This window comes from Streptomyces sp. NPDC020742 (genome assembly GCF_040641675.1).
Classification (GTDB): Bacteria; Actinomycetota; Actinomycetes; order Streptomycetales; family Streptomycetaceae; genus Streptomyces.
The window spans coordinates 82,217-98,685 of sequence record NZ_JBFAEA010000018.1 but is presented as its reverse complement, the minus strand read 5'-3'; the positions used below and the strand labels follow the sequence as shown (position 1 = coordinate 98,685).

General features: G+C 72.7%; 13 protein-coding genes and 1 pseudogene. 9 read left to right on the top strand and 5 right to left on the bottom strand.

Features of this window, described 5'->3' with window-relative positions; genetic code table 11:
- Positions 1–17 precede the first annotated feature (17 nt).
- Both hemQ and hemG read right to left on the bottom strand, forming a co-directional pair.
- Complete coding sequence (hemQ, locus tag AB0G84_RS26525; RefSeq protein WP_361325677.1) at positions 18–770, bottom strand: hydrogen peroxide-dependent heme synthase; 753 nt, start codon at positions 768–770, stop codon at positions 18–20.
- Between the two features lie 11 nt (positions 771–781).
- Positions 782–2,245, bottom strand: a complete 1,464-nt coding sequence (gene hemG / locus AB0G84_RS26520) for a protoporphyrinogen oxidase (protein ID WP_361325674.1) — start codon at positions 2,243–2,245, stop codon at positions 782–784.
- Between the two features lie 290 nt (positions 2,246–2,535).
- On the opposite strand from hemG, the gene AB0G84_RS26515 reads away from it, so the two are divergent.
- From AB0G84_RS26515 to AB0G84_RS26505, 3 genes and pseudogenes are all read left to right on the top strand, one after another.
- Positions 2,536–3,732 (top strand): thiolase family protein, encoded by a 1,197-nt coding sequence (locus tag AB0G84_RS26515; protein WP_361325671.1) that lies wholly within the window; start codon positions 2,536–2,538, stop codon positions 3,730–3,732.
- A 130-nt stretch (positions 3,733–3,862) separates the two neighbouring features.
- Positions 3,863–4,018, top strand: a pseudogene (locus tag AB0G84_RS26510) (aldehyde dehydrogenase family protein); the annotation flags it as partial.
- 153 nt (positions 4,019–4,171) lie between these two features.
- Positions 4,172–5,554: an FAD-dependent oxidoreductase gene (locus AB0G84_RS26505; RefSeq protein WP_361325668.1), complete on the top strand. Its 1,383-nt coding sequence runs from the start codon at positions 4,172–4,174 to the stop codon at positions 5,552–5,554.
- Between the two features lie 52 nt (positions 5,555–5,606).
- Here AB0G84_RS26505 and hemE read toward each other — a convergent pair whose 3' ends face one another.
- On the bottom strand, positions 5,607–6,674 hold the full coding sequence (gene hemE, locus AB0G84_RS26500; protein ID WP_361325665.1) for a uroporphyrinogen decarboxylase: 1,068 nt from the start codon (positions 6,672–6,674) through the stop codon (positions 5,607–5,609).
- 102 nt (positions 6,675–6,776) lie between these two features.
- On the opposite strand from hemE, the gene AB0G84_RS26495 reads away from it, so the two are divergent.
- The 3 genes from AB0G84_RS26495 (at position 6,777) to AB0G84_RS26485 (ending at position 9,755) form a co-directional block, all read left to right on the top strand.
- Positions 6,777–7,433 carry a DUF3000 domain-containing protein gene (locus tag AB0G84_RS26495; protein WP_361325662.1) on the top strand — a complete coding sequence of 219 codons (657 nt, stop codon included), beginning with the start codon at positions 6,777–6,779 and terminating at the stop codon, positions 7,431–7,433.
- A gap of 271 nt (positions 7,434–7,704) precedes the next feature.
- Complete coding sequence (locus AB0G84_RS26490) at positions 7,705–8,367, top strand: response regulator transcription factor (RefSeq protein WP_361325659.1); 663 nt, start codon at positions 7,705–7,707, stop codon at positions 8,365–8,367.
- Between the two features lie 98 nt (positions 8,368–8,465).
- Positions 8,466–9,755, top strand: coding sequence for a ribonuclease D (locus tag AB0G84_RS26485; protein WP_361325656.1), 1,290 nt, complete (start codon positions 8,466–8,468; stop codon positions 9,753–9,755).
- Positions 9,756–9,831: 76 nt separating this feature from the next.
- On the opposite strand, the gene AB0G84_RS26480 is transcribed toward AB0G84_RS26485, so the two are convergent.
- Positions 9,832–10,527, bottom strand: coding sequence for a PepSY domain-containing protein (locus tag AB0G84_RS26480; protein ID WP_361325653.1), 696 nt, complete (start codon positions 10,525–10,527; stop codon positions 9,832–9,834).
- A 248-nt stretch (positions 10,528–10,775) separates the two neighbouring features.
- Between AB0G84_RS26480 and AB0G84_RS26475 the strand changes: the two genes are divergently transcribed.
- The 3 genes from AB0G84_RS26475 (at position 10,776) to AB0G84_RS26465 (ending at position 14,625) form a co-directional block, all read left to right on the top strand.
- The gene (locus tag AB0G84_RS26475) at positions 10,776–12,002 is read left to right on the top strand and encodes an acetyl-CoA C-acyltransferase (RefSeq protein WP_361325650.1); all 1,227 of its coding nucleotides are present in this window, start codon (positions 10,776–10,778) and stop codon (positions 12,000–12,002) included.
- A complete protein-coding gene (locus tag AB0G84_RS26470) occupies positions 11,999–14,134 on the top strand; it encodes a 3-hydroxyacyl-CoA dehydrogenase NAD-binding domain-containing protein (RefSeq protein WP_361325647.1) in 2,136 nt (711 codons plus the stop codon). The genes AB0G84_RS26475 and AB0G84_RS26470 overlap by 4 nt, the downstream gene beginning before the upstream one ends.
- An 83-nt stretch (positions 14,135–14,217) precedes the next feature.
- Positions 14,218–14,625, top strand: coding sequence for an NTP pyrophosphohydrolase (locus AB0G84_RS26465; protein WP_361325645.1), 408 nt, complete (start codon positions 14,218–14,220; stop codon positions 14,623–14,625).
- Between the two features lie 175 nt (positions 14,626–14,800).
- On the opposite strand, the gene AB0G84_RS26460 is transcribed toward AB0G84_RS26465, so the two are convergent.
- Positions 14,801–16,327, bottom strand: a complete 1,527-nt coding sequence (locus tag AB0G84_RS26460; RefSeq protein WP_361325642.1) for an amino acid permease — start codon at positions 16,325–16,327, stop codon at positions 14,801–14,803.
- Positions 16,328–16,469: the final 142 nt, after the last annotated feature.

Below are 16,469 nucleotides of genomic sequence, written 5' to 3'. Positions count from 1 at the left end.
GGCCGCGGCCCGGCGCATCACGCCAGGCCCGCCACCAGCTCCGCGACCTCCTTGCGCCGGCCCGTGTAGAACGGGATCTCCTCGCGGACGTGCATCCGCGCCTCGGAGCCGCGCAGGTGCCGCATCAGGTCGACGATGCGGTACAGGTCGTCGGCCTCGAAGGCCAGCACCCACTCGTAGTCGCCAAGCGAGAACGACGGCACGGTGTTGGCGCGCACGTCCGGGAAGCCGCGGGCCATCTTGCCGTGGTCGGCGAGCATCCGGCGGCGGTCCTCGTCGGGGAGGAGGTACCACTCGTAGGAGCGCACGAAGGGGTAGACGCTGACGTAGGCGCGGGGGCGCTCGTCGGCGAGGAACGCCGGGATGTGCGACTTGTTGAACTCGGCGGGGCGGTGCAGCGCCATGTTGGACCACACCGGCTCCAGCGCGCGGCCGAGCCGGGTGCGGCGGAAGAGGTTGTACGCCTCCTGGAGGGCGTCCGAGCTCTCCGAGTGCCACCAGATCATCACGTCGGCGTCGGCCCGCAGACCGGAGACGTCGTAGGTGCCGCGGACCACCACGTCCTTGGCGGCGAGCTGCGCGAACAGCTCCTCGACCTCGTCGGCGTAGCCGCTGCGGTCCTCGGGCAGGACGTCGCGCAGCTTGAACACCGACCACAGGGTGTAGCGGATGACCTCGTTGAGGTCCTTGGCCTTCTTGCCGGCGTGCGGGGCCTTCTCGGGCACCGCAGGGGTCTGCGGTGCGGATGCGGGGGTGGAAGCGTCTGTCATGTCGTCCATTCTCACTCGCCGGGGAGGCCGGCCGGCCGGAGGGTGGCGAGGACGTCGTCGGCGGCCTTGCGCGCCGAGGCGACGCAGGCCGGGATGCCGACGCCTTCGTAGAGCGCGCCGCACACCCGCAGGCCGGGCAGCTGGGCGACGGCGGCCTGGATGCGGGCCACCCGCTCCAGGTGTCCGACGGGGTACTGGGGCAGTCCGTGCTCCCAGCGGGTGACCCGGGAGTCGACCGGTGCGGCGGTCAGCCCGGCCGCCTCCCGCAGGTCGGCGCGGGAGAGGGCGACCAGGTCGGCGTCCTCGCGGGTCAGGTCCTGCTCGTCGCCGTACCGGCCGAGAGAGGTGCGGAGCACCAGCAGGTCGGGGTCGGCGCCGGCGATCCAGCCCCACTTGTTGCTGGCGAACGTGGCGGCCTTGATCTTGCGGCCGTCGACCGGCGGGACGAGGAAGCCGCTGCCGGTGAGGTCCCGGTCGAGGTCGGCGCGGCGGAACGCCATGGTGACCAGGGCCATCGAGGCGTACTCGACGGTGGTCAGCTCCGTGGCGGCGGGCGGGCAGACGGCGCCGAGGAGGCGGGCGGCGGCGGGCGCCGGGGTGGCCAGGACGACCGCGTCGGCGGTGAGTTCGGCGCCGTCGAGGACGATCCGCCAGCCATCGGCGGTCCGCCGGACCGCGGTGACCGGTGTGCCGGTGCGGATCTCGCCGCCCTTGGCCCGTACCGCGTCGGCGACCGCCCCCGGCAGGGTCCCGATGCCGCCGTCGATGCCCATGAAGACGGAGCCGGAGGCGGTGGGGCCGGTCCGGTGGGAGGTGTCGGCGGACCGCGCCTGGAGGGCCCGTACGCCGTCGAGCAGGGAGCGGTGGGTGCGTGCGGCCTCGAACAGCTGCGGGACGGCGGCGCGCAGGGAGATCCGGTAGGCGTCGCCCGCGTAGACGCCGCCCAACAGCGGCTCGACGAGCCGGTCGACGACCTCGTGGCCTAGCCGCTCGGCCACGTACGCGCCGACGGCAACGTCCTCCCCGACCTCGGTGTGCGGCAGCCGCGCGTCCTCCTCGATGCGGGCGAGCCCCTCCGGGGAGACCACTCCGGACGCGGCGAGCGGGGCGAGGTCTCCGGGGACGCCCATGACGTGCCCCTTGGGCATCGGGCGCAGCGCCCCGCGGGTCCACAGCGCGGCGGTGGCGTTGGTGGGCGGCTGGAGCCGGTCGCCGAGCCCGACGGCGCGGGCCAGCTCCACTGCCTCCAGCCGTCTGGCCAGCATCGATTCGGCCCCGAGGTCGACCGGTACATCCGCGATCCGGCCCGCGCGCAACTTGCCGCCCAGCCGGTCCGAGCCCTCCAGGAGGGTCACCCGGGCGCCGCCGTCGAGGAGCCGGTGCGCCGCCGCCAGCCCGGAGATACCGCCTCCGACGACGACCACCGACGGGGCACCGCCGGCCTCCCGGCCACCGGTGGGGTGCGCCGTACTCATGCCGATACCTCGCTGTGCTCGCTCATGCCCCCACTCTCTCAAAGCCCACCGACAGGACCCCGACCGGTTCTCGCTCTTCGGACGGCCGCCCGGGTGGGCCCGGCGGCCACCAACGGGGCACCACTAGGCGGCACCCGGTACCGGGCCGCCGTCAGCACCGCCGCGGCGGACGTGGATGACCGGGCACCCCGTTGACAGCCGAGCGGGGCGGGCAAAGACTCGGGACGGTGGGCGGCGATCTTCGTACCGTCCGCCGTCCGTCGATACCGGGACAGCGAGGGCAGCGCCTGATGACCGAGTCACGTCTGCGGGATGTGTACATCGTCGATGCGGTACGGACCCCCGTCGGCAAGTACGGCGGCGCCCTGGCCGGCATCCGGCCGGACGATCTCGCCGCCCACGTGCTGAAGTCCCTGGTCGACCGCACACCGGAGCTGGACCCGGCGCGGATCGACGACGTCTGCTTCGGCGATGCCAACGGCGCCGGTGAGGACAACCGGAACGTGGCGCGGATGGCGGTGCTGCTGGCCGGGCTGCCGGTGACCGTCCCCGGTGTGACCGTGAACCGGCTGTGCGGGTCGGGCCTGGAGGCGGTCATCCAGGCGGCCCGGGCCATCGCACAGGGCGATGCGCACATCGCGGTGGCCGGCGGGGTGGAGTCGATGAGCCGGGCGCCGTACGTGCTGCGCAAGCCCGAGCGGGCGTTCCCCGCGGGCCATCAGGAGATGTTCTCCTCCACGCTGGGCTGGCGGATGGTCAACCCCGGGATGCGCCCGGAGTGGACGGTCGCGCTCGGCGAGGGCGCCGAGCTGATCGCCGACCAGCACGGCATCACCCGCGAGCAGCAGGACGTGTTCGCGCTGGCCAGCCACCAGAAGGCGGTACGCGCCTGGCGGGAGGGCGGCTACGACGCGGAGGTGGTGGCCTACCCCGGGGTGGACCTGCCCCGCGACGAGACCATCCGGGAGGGCTCCTCGCTGGAGTCCCTGTCCAAGCTGAAGCCGGCCTTCCGCCCGGCCGGAGGCACGGTCACGGCCGGCAACTCCTCACCGCTCAACGACGGGGCCGCGGCCCTGCTGTTGGTGGACGAGGAGGGGCTGCGGGCCACCGGGCGGGAGCCGCTGGCCCGTCTCCGCGCGAGCGCGGTGACCGGCGTCGAGCCGCAGCTGTTCGGGCTGGGGCCGGTGGAGGCGGTCCGGCGGGCCCTGGACCGCTCCGGCCGCGGCTTCGCCGACCTCGCCACCTTCGAGCTCAACGAGGCGTTCGCGGCCCAGGCGCTGGGCTGCATCGGCCAGTGGCCGGATCTCGACCCCGCGGTGGTGAACCCACGCGGCGGCGCCATCGCCATCGGCCACCCCCTGGGCGCATCCGGCGCACGCCTGGCGGGCGCGGTCGCCCACCAGCTCGCCGCCCTGGGCTCGGGCACCGGCCTCGCCGCCCTGTGCATCGGCGTGGGGCAGGGGCTCGCGCTCGTACTGGAACGCTGAGCCCACCGGCCGGGACCGCAACCGCCCGTCAGCCCCCGACCCCGGCCGCACCACCAACACGGGCCCATGAGCCGGAGACCGGCGCATGGATCGTCCGGGAGGCCGGCAGCATCCAGGGCAAGGCCGCCTACAGAGCCGGGTGTGCATGACCGCGGGACGCCACCTCGTCCACGCCTCGCTCCACGACGCGTACGGGGAACGGCTGGCCGCCAAGGCCGACGCCCCGGCCGTCGGGGACCCCCACCGCGAAGAGGGGCACCTCGGCCCGCTGGACGACGATGCGCGCCACGCCCGCCGCCTACCCGTCCTGAAGCCACGGCACAGCGGCCCGCCGGCCGTACCGTGACGGAGCGCGCGCCGGGCGGGCGGCGGGGTCCTCGGAACGACCCGCCACGGCGGACCACACAGGGCAGCAGTAAGCGACGAGAGGGAGTTCGAGATGGCGGCGGAACGGCTGGTGGTCGTGGGGGGCGATGCGGCGGGGATGGCCGCGGCGTCACAGGCGCGGCGGCTGAGGAAACCCGACGAGTTGGCGATCACCGCGTTCGAGCGCAGCCACTTCACCTCGTACTCGGCCTGCGGGATCCCGTACTGGGTGGGCGGGGTGGTCGACGGGCCGGACGCGCTGATCGCCCGCACCGCCGAAGAGCACCGGGCCCGGGACATCGATCTGCGGATGCGCACCGAGGTCACCGAACTCGACCTGGACCGGGGCCGGGTGCGGACCCGGGAGCTGGACAACGGCGGCCGGGAGTCGTGGACCGGCTTCGACAAGCTGGTGCTGGCGACCGGCGCCCGGCCGCGCCGGCCCCGCCTGCCGGGGATCGACGCGCCGGGTGTGCACGGGGTGCAGAACCTGGACGACGGCCGGGCGTTGCTGGACACCCTGGAGCGGTCCACCGGCCGGCGAGCGGTGGTGGTCGGCGCGGGCTACATCGGGGTGGAGATGGCCGAGGCACTGGTCCACCGCGGCTATGCGGTCACGGTCCTGGAGCAGCGTACGCAGCCGATGTCGACCCTCGACCCGGACATGGGCGCACTGGTCCACGAGGCGATGTGCGGGCTGGGCATCGAGACGGTGCGCGGGGCGACCGTCACCGGGGTACTCACCGACACCGAGGGCCGGGCCCGGGCGGTGACCACCGAGGACGCCGAGTACCCGGCCGATGTGGTGGTGCTCGGCCTGGGCGTACGCCCGGAGACCACGCTGGCCGCGGCGGCCGGGCTGCCGCTGGGCGACTCCGGCGGGCTGCTCACCGACCTGGCGATGCGGGTCCGCGGCCGGGAGGACGTCTGGGCCGGCGGCGACTGTGTCGAGGTCCTCGACCTGGTCTCCGGCCACACCCGGCACATCGCGCTGGGCACCCACGCCAACAAGCACGGCCAGGTCATCGGGGCCAATGTGGGCGGCGGCTATGCGACGTTCCCCGGGGTGGTCGGCACCGCCGTCAGCAAGGTCTGCGACCTGGAGATCGCGCGGACCGGGCTGCTGGAGCGGCACGCGGACGCCGCCGGGCTGCGGTTCGTCACCGTCACCGTGGAGGCCACCAACCGCGCCGGCTACTACCCCGGCGCCCGCCCAATGCACGTCAAGATGCTCGCCGAGCGCCGCACCGGCCGGCTGCTCGGGGTGCAGATCGTCGGCCGTGAGGGCGCCGGGAAGCGGGTGGACATCGCGGCGGTCGCCCTCACCGCAGGGATGACGGTGGAGCAGATGACCGCCCTCGACCTGGGCTACGCCCCGCCGTTCTCCCCGGTCTGGGACCCGGTGCTGGTCGCGGCCCGCAAGGCGACCGCGGCGGTGCGGGCGGCGGGCGCCTGACCCCGCCGGCCGGGGCGCCGGGCGCCCCGGCCCCGGTCCGCCGCGGGGCCGCTCAGCGCGCCGTCTGCGTGTGGACGTACTCGACGAGGCGGGTCAGCGCGTCCGGGTCGGTGCTGGGCAGCACGCCGTGGCCGAGGTTGAAGATGTGGCCCTCCAGCCCGGCGGCCGCGTCCAGCACCTCGCGGGCCTTGGTCTCCACGGCCTCGCGGGGGGCGAACAGCACGGCGGGGTCGAGGTTGCCCTGGAGCGCCTTGCCGGGGCCGACCCGGCGGGCCGCCTCGTCCATCGGGACCCGCCAGTCCGCGCCGACGACGTCCGCGCCGGCCTCGCCCATCAGGCCGAGGAGTTCACCGGTGCCGACGCCGAAGTGGATGCGCGGCACGCCCAGGCCCTCGACGGCGCGGAAGACCTTGGCGGAGGCCGGCATCACGGCGCGGCGGTAGTCGGCGGGCGAGAGCGCGCCGACCCAGGAGTCGAAGAGCTGGACCGCGCTCGCCCCGGCGTCGATCTGGACCCTGAGGAACGCCGCGGTGATCTCGGCGAGGCGGTCCAGCAGGTCGGCCCACAGCTGCGGGTCGCCGTACATCAGGGCCTTGGTGCGCTCGTGGTTGCGGGACGGGCCGCCCTCGACGAGGTAGCTGGCGAGCGTGAACGGCGCGCCGGCGAAGCCGATCAGCGGGGTCTCGCCCAGCTCCCGGATGAGCAGGCCGATGGCCTCGGTGACGTAGGACACGTCTCCGGGCTCCAGGTCGCGCAGCTGCGCCAGGTCGGCGCGGGTGCGGATCGGGTTCTCGACGACCGGGCCGACGCCGGGCTTGATGTCGAGGTCGATGCCGATGGCCTTCAGGGGGACGACGATGTCGCTGAAGTAGATGGCGGCATCGACGCCGTGCCGGCGCACGGGCTGCAGGGTGATCTCGGTGACCAGCTCGGGCCGCATGCAGGAGTCGAGCATCGCGATGCCCTCGCGCACCTTGCGGTACTCGGGCAGTGAGCGCCCGGCCTGGCGCATGAACCACACGGGTGTGTGCGGCACCGGCTCCCGCCGGCAGGCCTTGAGGAAAGCCGAGTCGTACGTAGCGGTCTGCTGCTGGCCCCGGGGGCTGTCGTTGGCGCTCACGGCCCAAATCTTCGCATGCGCGCAAGGGGGCCTCCGAATGGGCGACGCGCGCACCGGGTGTCCTCCCCGTATGCGGGTCGTCTTCCGCCTACGCTTCCGGGCATGGCTGCGGCTCACGAACACCTCGCGGACAGCGCGGACGAGGCCCCGATCCCCTTCCGTAAGGCGGTCGAGGCGCTGCGCACGGCCCGACTCCGGCCGGAGATCGAGATCGACCCGACGCCCGCACCCAAGCGGCTCGCCCCTTATGCGTACGCCCTGGAAGCGGCGGTCGTCGAGCACGGCGAGGGGCCGGGCGGCGAGGACAAGGACCTGGCGGACGGCCGGCTGGTGCTGCTGCACAACCCGTCGGGCGACGACACCTGGCAGGGCGCCTTCCGCGTGGTGACGTTGGCGAGGGCGGAGCTGGAGCCGGAGATGGGCGCCGACCCGCTGCTGCCGGAGGTGTCCTGGTCGTGGCTGACGGGTGCGCTGGATGCCCGCTCGGTGCGGTACGCCGCGCCGAGCGGCACGGTGACCCGGGCCGGGTCGTACTACTTCGGGGGGCTGGCGGCGCGCGAGCCGGCGACCCAGATCGAGATCCGGGCGTCCTGGACTCCGGTCGAGGGGCCCGGCGGGGTGCCGGATCTGGCGGCACACCTGTCGGCGTGGTGCGATCTGCTGTGCCAGGTCGCCGGGCTGCCGCCGGCCACGCTGGAGGTGGCGCCGCGCGGCGGGGTGGTACCGCTGCCGCAGCGTCGTGGTGCACAACCGCGCTGAGGCCGGTGACACCGGGCGCGCCCGCGGGCCCGCACCCTCCCGTCCGTACTGATCACGTTCGCGTACGGCTCTGATCACCTCGGTATGCACTCCGTGCCCACACCTGATCGATCACCCATCCGATTTGCCCGAATTGCCCCTAACTAAATCGTGATCAAAGTCTAAAGTTCCCCAGGATTGCTGCCGAAGAGGTCAGTGACCCTTCAAACACGGATCATTCCGGCTCCCCCAAGTCGGCTTCCGTCCCTCGCCACTCCCCCCAGGAGGCCCGGTGTCTGTTCTCCTCGAGCAACCTTCGAGCCTGGTCGCCTACCGCCCGAACAAGCCGACGGCCATGGTCGTCGTGGCCGACCCCCGCGTCCGCTCCACCGTCACCCGCCACCTGTGGGCCCTCGGGGTACGGGACGTGATCGAGGCGTCGTCCATCGCGGAGGCCCGTCCCCGCGTCGGCAACCCGCGCGACATCTGCGTTGCCGACGTCCACCTTCCCGACGGCTCCGGCCTCACCCTGCTGTCCGAGACACGGGCGGCCGGCTGGCCCAACGGCCTCGCGCTCTCCGCCGCCGACGACATCGGCGCCGTGCGCAACGCCCTGGCCGGCGGCGTCAAGGGCTATGTCGTCACCGGCACCCGGACCAACCTGGGCATCCCGGGCCGCCCCGGCGCCTCCCCGATCGGCGCCAACGCGGCCCGGCTGCAGCGCCGCCCGCCGGGTGCCCCCGGACACCCGGGTGGCTACCGCGAGCTGTCGGGCCGTGAGGTCGAGGTGTTGCGGCTGGTGGCGGAGGGCCAGTCCAACAAGGCCATCGGCGTGTCGATGGGGCTGTCGGCGCTGACCGTCAAGAGCCACCTCGCCCGGATCGCCCGGAAGCTCGGCACCGGCGACCGGGCCGGAATGGTGGCGGTCGCCCTGCGCACCGGCATCATCCACTGACCGCTTCAGCTGAATTCGACCGACTTCACGCGACCCGCTCGCCCGTCGAGGGAACGTTCCCTCGACGGGCGACGTGCATACACAGATACCCTTGACTGGTGACCGACGCCCAAAACACCGCAGCAGAGACGACAGACACGACACTGCGAGCAGCCGGAGACCCTCCTCCGGATCTCCGCCCGGCGCCGGTCCCTCTCCTGGAGCCCCGTGAGGGCATCCCCCCGGTGGTCGCCACGGAAGAGGCGCTCGCCGAGGTCGTGGCCGCGTTCGCGGCCGGTACGGGCCCGGTGGCGGTGGACGCCGAGCGGGCCTCGGGCTACCGCTACGGCCAGCGCGCCTACCTCGTCCAGCTGCGCCGGGAGGGCGCGGGCAGCGCGCTGATCGACCCGGTCGGCTGCCCCGACCTGTCGGCCCTGGGCGAGGCGATCGGCGACGCCGAGTGGGTACTGCACGCCGCCAGCCAGGACCTGCCGTGCCTGCGTGACATAGGGATGGCCCCCAGCCGACTGTTCGACACCGAGCTGGCCGGGCGGCTGGCCGGGTTCGCCCGCGTCGGCCTCGGCGCGATGGTCGAGAACGTCCTCGGCTACGCCCTGGAGAAGGGCCACTCCGCCGTCGACTGGTCCACCCGCCCACTGCCCGACCCCTGGCTGCGCTACGCCGCCCTCGACGTCGAGCTGCTGGTGGACCTGCGCGACGCGCTGGAGGAGGAGCTGACGCGGCAGGGGAAGCTGGAGTGGGCCCGGCAGGAGTTCGCGGCGATCGCCTCCGCTCCCCCGCCACCGCCCCGCAAGGACCCCTGGCGCCGCACCTCCGGGATGCACAAGGTTCGCCGGCGGCGCCAGATGGCGGTCGTCCGTGAGCTGTGGACGGCCCGCGACCAGATCGCCCAGCGGCGCGACATTTCCCCCGGCAAGGTGCTCGGGGACGCCGCGATCGTGGAGGCGGCGCTGCACCTGCCGCCGAACAGCCACGCCCTCGCGGGGCTGTCCGGCTTCGGGCACCGCATGGGCCGCCGGCAGCTGGAGCAGTGGCAGGCCGCCGTCGACCGTGCCCGCGCGCTGCCCGAGAACGAGCTGCCGCAGCCCGGCCAGCCGCTCAACGGCCCGCCGCCGCCGCGCTCCTGGGCCGACAAGGACCCGGCCGCCGCGGCCCGGCTGTCGGCCGCCCGCGCCGCGGTCACCGGGCTCGCCGAGCGCCTGAACCTCCCTCAGGAGAACCTGATCACCCCGGACACGGTGCGCCGGCTGTGCTGGGAGCCGCCGGCCGACCCCACCCCGGACACGGTGGCTGCGGTCCTGGCCGGCCACGGCGCCCGCCCCTGGCAGATCGAGCAGGTGACGCCGCTCCTCACGGACGCCCTGCTGACGGACCCGGACGCGGACTGAAACGGGCCGCCCCGGAGGCAGCCGCACGGGCCGGCCGGGGCCGGGGACACGGTTCCCCGGCCCCGGCCGGTCCGTGTCAGTCCTGGTCGACCTGCATCCGCAGCACCTTGCGGTTGGTCGCGTCGATCTCGTAGTGCGTCTGGTTCCAGTCGTCGGTGGTCACCACGTCCACGGACCAGACCACCGCGTCGCTGCCGTTGTCGGCGGTGCCCAACTCGATCGCGCTGACCGTGCCCTTGGTCTTCTCGGTGGCGGTCTGCGCCGCCTCCTCGGCCGTGACGGTGGCCTTGTTCAGCCGGGCCGCGAGCTGCTGCTTGTCGTCGGTGTCGTCCGACTCGGTGCGCGGCTGGCCGGCCTTGCCGGTGACCGCGTCGACGCGGACCTGGTTCACCGTTCCGTCGGAGGTGGCCACCGCGGTCTGCCAATAGGGGCTGTTGGCCGTGCCCTTGAGGTCGGCCGCGAGCGGCTCCGAGGACGGGACGGCCGCCACCGCCGCCCGCAGCGCGTGCGCGTAGTCCACCTTGGCGGCCGGGATCAGCGCCTTGCGCCGGGCCTGGTCGGCGGTGAGCGTGGGGCTGGCGTGGGCGCCGGCCGAGGCGGCCACCTCCCGCGAGGGGACCGCGCTGACGTGGTCCTGGCCGCCGTCCGCGTGTTCGCTGCCGCATCCCGCCAGCAGCGCGCCGGCGGCGACGACGGCGCAGACCAGGCCGAGGGTGCGGGGCACGGCCGGTAGCCGACGGACCGTCACCACATCGCTACTCTTCGTATCCATGCACGCACTCTAAGTGCAGGAACGTACGAATTACGCCAGGACCCGACCGCATTCGGCCCTTTTCGGTCACCCTGCTCGATCGGTCGCGATCCCGGCACGCAGGCCTCCGCGCCTCCATCCGGTGTGACCTTCACCGCTCATGGCGGTGGGGGTGTGCAGCCTGGTTACCCGTAAGTAGCATGTCGGTGTGAAGCGCCCTTCGGGGCGCCCACGCAGCAGCGCCATCCCGCACCTGGAGGAGAGCCAACGTGCCTCGTACCGCTAGGGACGTCGTCTTCGTCGACGGCGTCCGCACCCCGTTCGGCAAGGCGGGCCCGAAGGGCATCTACCACGAGACCCGCGCCGACGATCTCGTCGTGAAGGCCATCCGGGAGCTGCTGCGCCGCAACCCGGCCCTGGACCCCGCGAAGATCGACGAAGTCGCCATCGCCGCCACCACCCAGATCGGCGACCAGGGCCTGACCCTCGGCCGTACGGCCGGCATCCTCGCGGGCCTCCCGCAGTCCGTGCCCGGCTACTCCATCGACCGCATGTGCGCCGGTGCGCTCACGGCCGTCACGACCACCGCGGGCTCCATCGCCTTCGGCGCGTACGACGCCGTCATCGCGGGCGGTGTCGAGCACATGGGCCGCCACCCCATGGGTGAGGCCGTGGACCCCAACCCGCGCTTCGTCAGCGAGAAGCTGGTCGACCAGTCCGCCCTGTTCATGGGCATGACGGCGGAGAACCTCCACGACCGCTACCCGCAGATCACCAAGCAGCGCGCCGACGAGTACGCCGTGCGCTCGCAGGAGAAGGCGGCCAAGGCCTACGCCAACGGCAAGGTCCAGCAGGACCTGGTCCCGATCTCGGTGCGCAACACCAACGCCGAGGTGGGCGAGACCGGTTGGGGCATGGTCACCGCCGACGAGCCGATGCGCCCGGGCACCACCCTGGAGAACCTCGCCGGTCTGAAGACGCCGTTCCGTACCCACGGCCGCGTCACGGCGGGCAACGCCGCCGGCCTCAACGACGGTGCCACCGCCTCGATCATCGCCTCCGAGGACTTCGCCCGGGAGAACAACCTCCCGGTGAAGATGCGTCTGGTGTCGTACGCCTTCGCCGGCGTCGAGCCGGAGGTCATGGGCTACGGCCCGATCCCGGCCACCGACAAGGCGCTCGCCAAGGCGGGCCTGGGCATCGGTGACATCGGCCTGTTCGAGATCAACGAGGCGTTCGCCGTGCAGGTGCTCGCCTTCCTCGACCACTACGGCATCGCGGACGACGACGCGCGCGTCAACCAGTACGGCGGCGCCATCGCCTTCGGCCACCCGCTGGCCTCCTCCGGTGTCCGGCTGATGACGCAGCTGGCCCGCCAGTTCGAGGAGCAGCCGGAGGTCCGCTACGGCCTGACCACCATGTGCGTCGGCTTCGGCATGGGCGCGACGGTCATCTGGGAGAACCCGAACCACAAGGACGCCGGAGGCGACAAGTGAGCACCACCACCACCGCCGAACTCCTGAAGGGTGCGGCCGAGCTGTTCCCCGACGAGGTCGTCACCCAGGCGCACGTCCGCCACCTCGACCTGCCGTACGGCGCGGGCCGGTTCGCGCTCATCACGCTCGACAACGGCTTCGACCACACCAAGCCGACCACCTTCGGCCCGGCCTCGCTGGCGAACCTCAACGCCGCGCTCGACCAGGTCGAGAAGGAGGCCGCGGACGGCGACATCGTCGGCGTCGGCCTCACCGGCAAGCCGTTCATCTTCGCCGTCGGCGCCGACCTCAAGGGCGTCGAGCTGCTGAAGAAGCACGAGGAAGCCCTCGCCATCGGCAAGGGCGGCCACGAGGTCTTCAAGCGGCTGGCCGCGCTCGCCGTACCGACCTTCGCGTACTACAACGGCGCTGCCATGGGCGGTGGCGTCGAGGTCGGTCTGCACTGCACCTACCGCACGGTCTCCCAGGCGCTGCCGGCCTTCTCGCTGCCCGAGGTCTTCCTCGGTCTCGTCCCGGGCTGGGGCGGCTGTGCGCTGCTGCCGAACCTCATCGGCGCGGACAAGGCCGTCTCGGTCATCATCGAGAACTCGCTCAACCAGAACAAGCAGCTCAAGGGCCAGCAGGTCTTCGACCTCGGCATCGCGGACGCGATCTTCGAGGGCGCGGACTTCCTGGAGCAGTCGCTGATCTGGACCGCGAAGGTCCTCAAGGGCGACGTGGCAGTCGAGCGCCCCGAGGTCGACCGCGGTGAGGCCTGGGACCAGGCCGTCGCCAAGGGCCGGTTCATCGCCGACGGCAAGGTGCACGGGGCCGCCCCGGCCGCCTACCGCGCGCTGGACATCATCGCCGCGGCCAAGAGCGGTGACCTGCAGGCCGGCTTCGACGCCGAGGACCAGGCGCTGGCCGACCTGATCATGGGCGGCGAACTGCGCTCCGGCATCTACGCGTTCAACCTGGTGCAGAAGCGCGCCAAGCGGCCCGCCGGCGCACCGGACAAGAACCTCGCACGCCCGGTCACCAAGGTCGGCGTGGTCGGCGCCGGTCTGATGGCCTCGCAGCTGGCGCTGCTCTTCCTGCGCCGCCTGGAGGTGCCGGTCGTGCTGACCGACATCGACCAGGAGCGGGTCGACAAGGGCGTCGGCTACGTCCACGCCGAGATCGACAAGCTGCTCGGCAAGGGCCGGATCAACCAGGACAAGGCCAACCGCCTCAAGGCCCTGGTGACCGGTGTGCTGGACAAGGCCGAGGGCTTCGCCGACGCGGACTTCATCATCGAGGCCGTCTTCGAGGAGATCGGCGTCAAGCAGACGGTGTTCGCGGAGGTGGAGGCCGTCGCCCCGGCGCACGCCATCCTCGCCACCAACACCTCCTCGCTGTCGGTCAGCGAGATGGCCTCGAAGCTCAAGCACCCCGAGCGGGTCGTGGGCTTCCACTTCTTCAACCCGGTCGCGATCCTCCCGCTGCTGGAGATCGTGCGCGGCGAGAAGACCGACGACGCCTCGCTGGCCACCGCCTTCGGTGTCGCCAAGAAGCTGAAGAAGACCGCGGTGCTCACGAAGGACGCCCCGGCGTTCGTCGTCAACCGCATCCTGACCCGCTTCATGGGCGAGATCCAGAACGTCATCGACGAGGGCACCCCGGTCGAGGTCGCCGAGAAGGCCATCGAGCCGCTCGGTCTGCCGATGTCGCCGCTGGTGCTGCTGGAGCTGGTCGGCCCGGCGATCGGCCTGCACGTCTCGGAGACGCTCAACCGCGCCTTCCCGGACCGCTTCAAGGTCTCGCCGAACCTCAAGGCCGTCGTCGAGGCCGGCAAGCGCGGCTTCTACGTCTACGACTCCGGCAAGCCGGAGCTGGACCCCGAGGTCGCCGCGCTCCTCAAGCAGGGCGACTCGGTGCTGACGGAGGACCAGGTCCGCGACCGCGTCCTGGACGCGGTGGCACAGGAGATCGGCCTGATGCTGGACGAGGGTGTGGTCGCCGAGGCGCAGGACATCGACCTGTGCCTGATCACCGGCGCCGGCTGGCCCTTCCACCTGGGCGGCATCACGCCGTACCTGGACCGCGCGGGTGTCTCCGAGCGGGTGATCGGCAAGAAGTTCCTGGCCCCCGGCGTGGCGAGCGTGCCCGCGTAAGGCCATGGCCGTGCCAAGGCGCGGGTCGGCTCGAAGGAGCCGGCCCGCGCCTTTCCCTGTGTACGGCATGGCAGGGTGGAGGCATGGACTCCTTGGTCATCGTCGATGCCGCCAACGTCGTCGGCTCGGTGCCCGACGGCTGGTGGCGGGACCGGCACGGCGCCGCGGAGCGGCTGCGGGACGCCCTGTGCGGGTACGCCGCGGAGGGGCTGCCGGGGCTGGTCGCCCCGCCCCTGGAGCTGGTCTTGGTGGTGGAGGGCGCGGCCCGCGGGGTGACCTCGGTCGACGGGGTGCGGGTGGTGCCGGCGGACGGCAGCGGCGACGACCGGATCGTGGAACTGGTCGCGGACGAGCGCGGCGGACGGGACTGCCTGGTGGTCACCGCGGACCGCGGCCTGCGGGCCCGCGTCGAGGCGCTGGGCGCCCGGGTGGCCGGCCCGCGGACGGTGCGCAGGCGGGACGGCCGGGGGCGCGCTGCGGACGCGCCGTAGGGCCGCCCACGGCGTACGAACGGCCCGTACACCGTGGCGTACGGGCCGTTCGGCGGAGCGGAACAGGGACGGACCGGGGACGGACCGGGGACGGGCCGGGGACGGACCGGGGACGGACCGGGGACGGGCCGGGGACGGGCCGGGGATAGGCCGGGGACGAGTCGGCAGACCGGGGTCAGCCCCGGCCCTCCTGCTGTCCATGGCGGCCCAGCCGGCTGTGCGACCGCCCGTACAGGAAGTAGACGCCGAAGCCGACCACCATCCAGATCGCGAACCGCACCCAGGTCTCGGCGGGCAGGTTGAGCATCAGCCACAGCGAGGCGAGCACCGACACCACCGGCACGAACGGCACCCACGGGGTGCGGAAGGCCCGGTGCAGGTCGGGGCGGGAGCGGCGGAGCAGGATGACGCCGATGGCGACCACCACGAACGCGAACAGCGTGCCGATGTTGACCAGTTCGGCCAGGACGTCGATCGAGGTGAAGCCGGCGACCACGGCGACCACGACGCCCAGTGCGATGGTCGACCGGTAGGGGGTGCCGTACTTGGGGTGGGCGCGGGAGAAGACCCGCGGCAGCAGGCCGTCCCGGCTCATCGCGAAGAACACCCGGCTCTGGCCGAGCAGCAGGATCAGACAGACCGAGGTCAGGCCGACGGCGGCGCCGAAGCTGATGACGTCGGCGAAGAACGGGTGGCCGAGGTCCTTGAAGGCGTCCGCGAGCGGGGCGTCGACGGAGAGCTTGTCGTACTTCTCCATGCCGGTGACCACGATCGACACCGCGACGTAGAGCAGCGTGCAGATGGCCAGCGAGCCGAGGATGCCGCGGGGGACGTCGCGCTGCGGATTGCGGGTCTCCTCGGCGGCGGTCGCCACGATGTCGAAGCCGATGAACGCGAAGAAGACCACGGCCGCCGCGGCGAAGATGCCCATGGTGCCGAAGTGGGACGGGGCGAAGCCGAACAGCAGCTCGGACAGCGGCGCGGCCAACCCGCCGCCGGCCTGGCTGGGCACGCTGGGCGGCACGAAGGGCTGGTAGTTGGCACCGCTGATCAGGAAGGCGCCGGCGACGATGACCAGCAGGACGACGGTGACCTTGACCCCGACGACCACCGCGGTCACCCGCGACGACAGCTTCATCCCGAGCACCAGGATGGCGGTCAGCGCCAGGACGAGGAGGCAGGCGAGCAGGTCGAAGCCGAAGTGCCCCTCGTGGGTGCCGGACAGCATGGGCGGAAGGTGCCATCCGACGCTGTCCAGCAAGGAGCGGATGTACCCCGACCAGCCGACCGCGACCACCGCACAGCCCAGGGCGAGTTCCAGGATCAGGTCCCAGCCGATGATCCAGGCCGGCAGCTCGCCCAGGGAGGCGTACGAGAAGGTGTAGGCGGATCCGGCGACCGGCACGGTGGAGGCGAACTCCGCGTAGCACAGCGCCGCCAGGGCGCAGACCACGCCCGCGACGACGAAGGCCAGCGCGACGGCCGGGCCGGCCTGCTCCTTGGCGATCTTTCCAGTGAGGACGAAGATGCCGGTGCCGATGACGACACCGACGCCGAAAACGGTGAGATCGAGCGCCGACAGGGACTTCCTGAGTGCGTGCTCCGGCTCCTCGGTGTCCAGGATCGACTGCTCGACAGTCTTCGTCCGGAACATGCCGCGTTGGCGGCTGGAATGGTGTGGTGTGCCGTGCTGTGTGCTCATGGGCGAACCTCCGCCTGGACGACCCTCGCAACTCTCCTGAACTGACCGAGTCTCCGCAATGTCAGGAAACAGTCAGCCTCGGCGAGCCTCCACACGGCGGTGATTCACCCGATGGGGTGGGTCACCGGGTATGCCGATGGGC

Excerpts from the sequence above, each read along its gene's own strand:
- AB0G84_RS26465 (WP_361325645.1), top strand. The coding sequence starts at position 14,218 with ATGGACTCCTTGGTCATCGTCGATGCCGCCAACGTCGTCGGCTCGGTG.
- AB0G84_RS26495 (WP_361325662.1), top strand. The coding sequence starts at position 6,777 with ATGGCTGCGGCTCACGAACACCTCGCGGACAGCGCGGACGAGGCCCCG.
- AB0G84_RS26515 (WP_361325671.1), top strand. The coding sequence starts at position 2,536 with ATGACCGAGTCACGTCTGCGGGATGTGTACATCGTCGATGCGGTACGG.
- AB0G84_RS26480 (WP_361325653.1), bottom strand. The coding sequence starts at position 10,527 with ATGGATACGAAGAGTAGCGATGTGGTGACGGTCCGTCGGCTACCGGCC.
- AB0G84_RS26460 (WP_361325642.1), bottom strand. The coding sequence starts at position 16,327 with ATGAGCACACAGCACGGCACACCACACCATTCCAGCCGCCAACGCGGC.
- AB0G84_RS26505 (WP_361325668.1), top strand. The coding sequence starts at position 4,172 with ATGGCGGCGGAACGGCTGGTGGTCGTGGGGGGCGATGCGGCGGGGATG.
- hemG (WP_361325674.1), bottom strand. The coding sequence starts at position 2,245 with ATGAGTACGGCGCACCCCACCGGTGGCCGGGAGGCCGGCGGTGCCCCG.
- hemQ (WP_361325677.1), bottom strand. The coding sequence starts at position 770 with ATGACAGACGCTTCCACCCCCGCATCCGCACCGCAGACCCCTGCGGTG.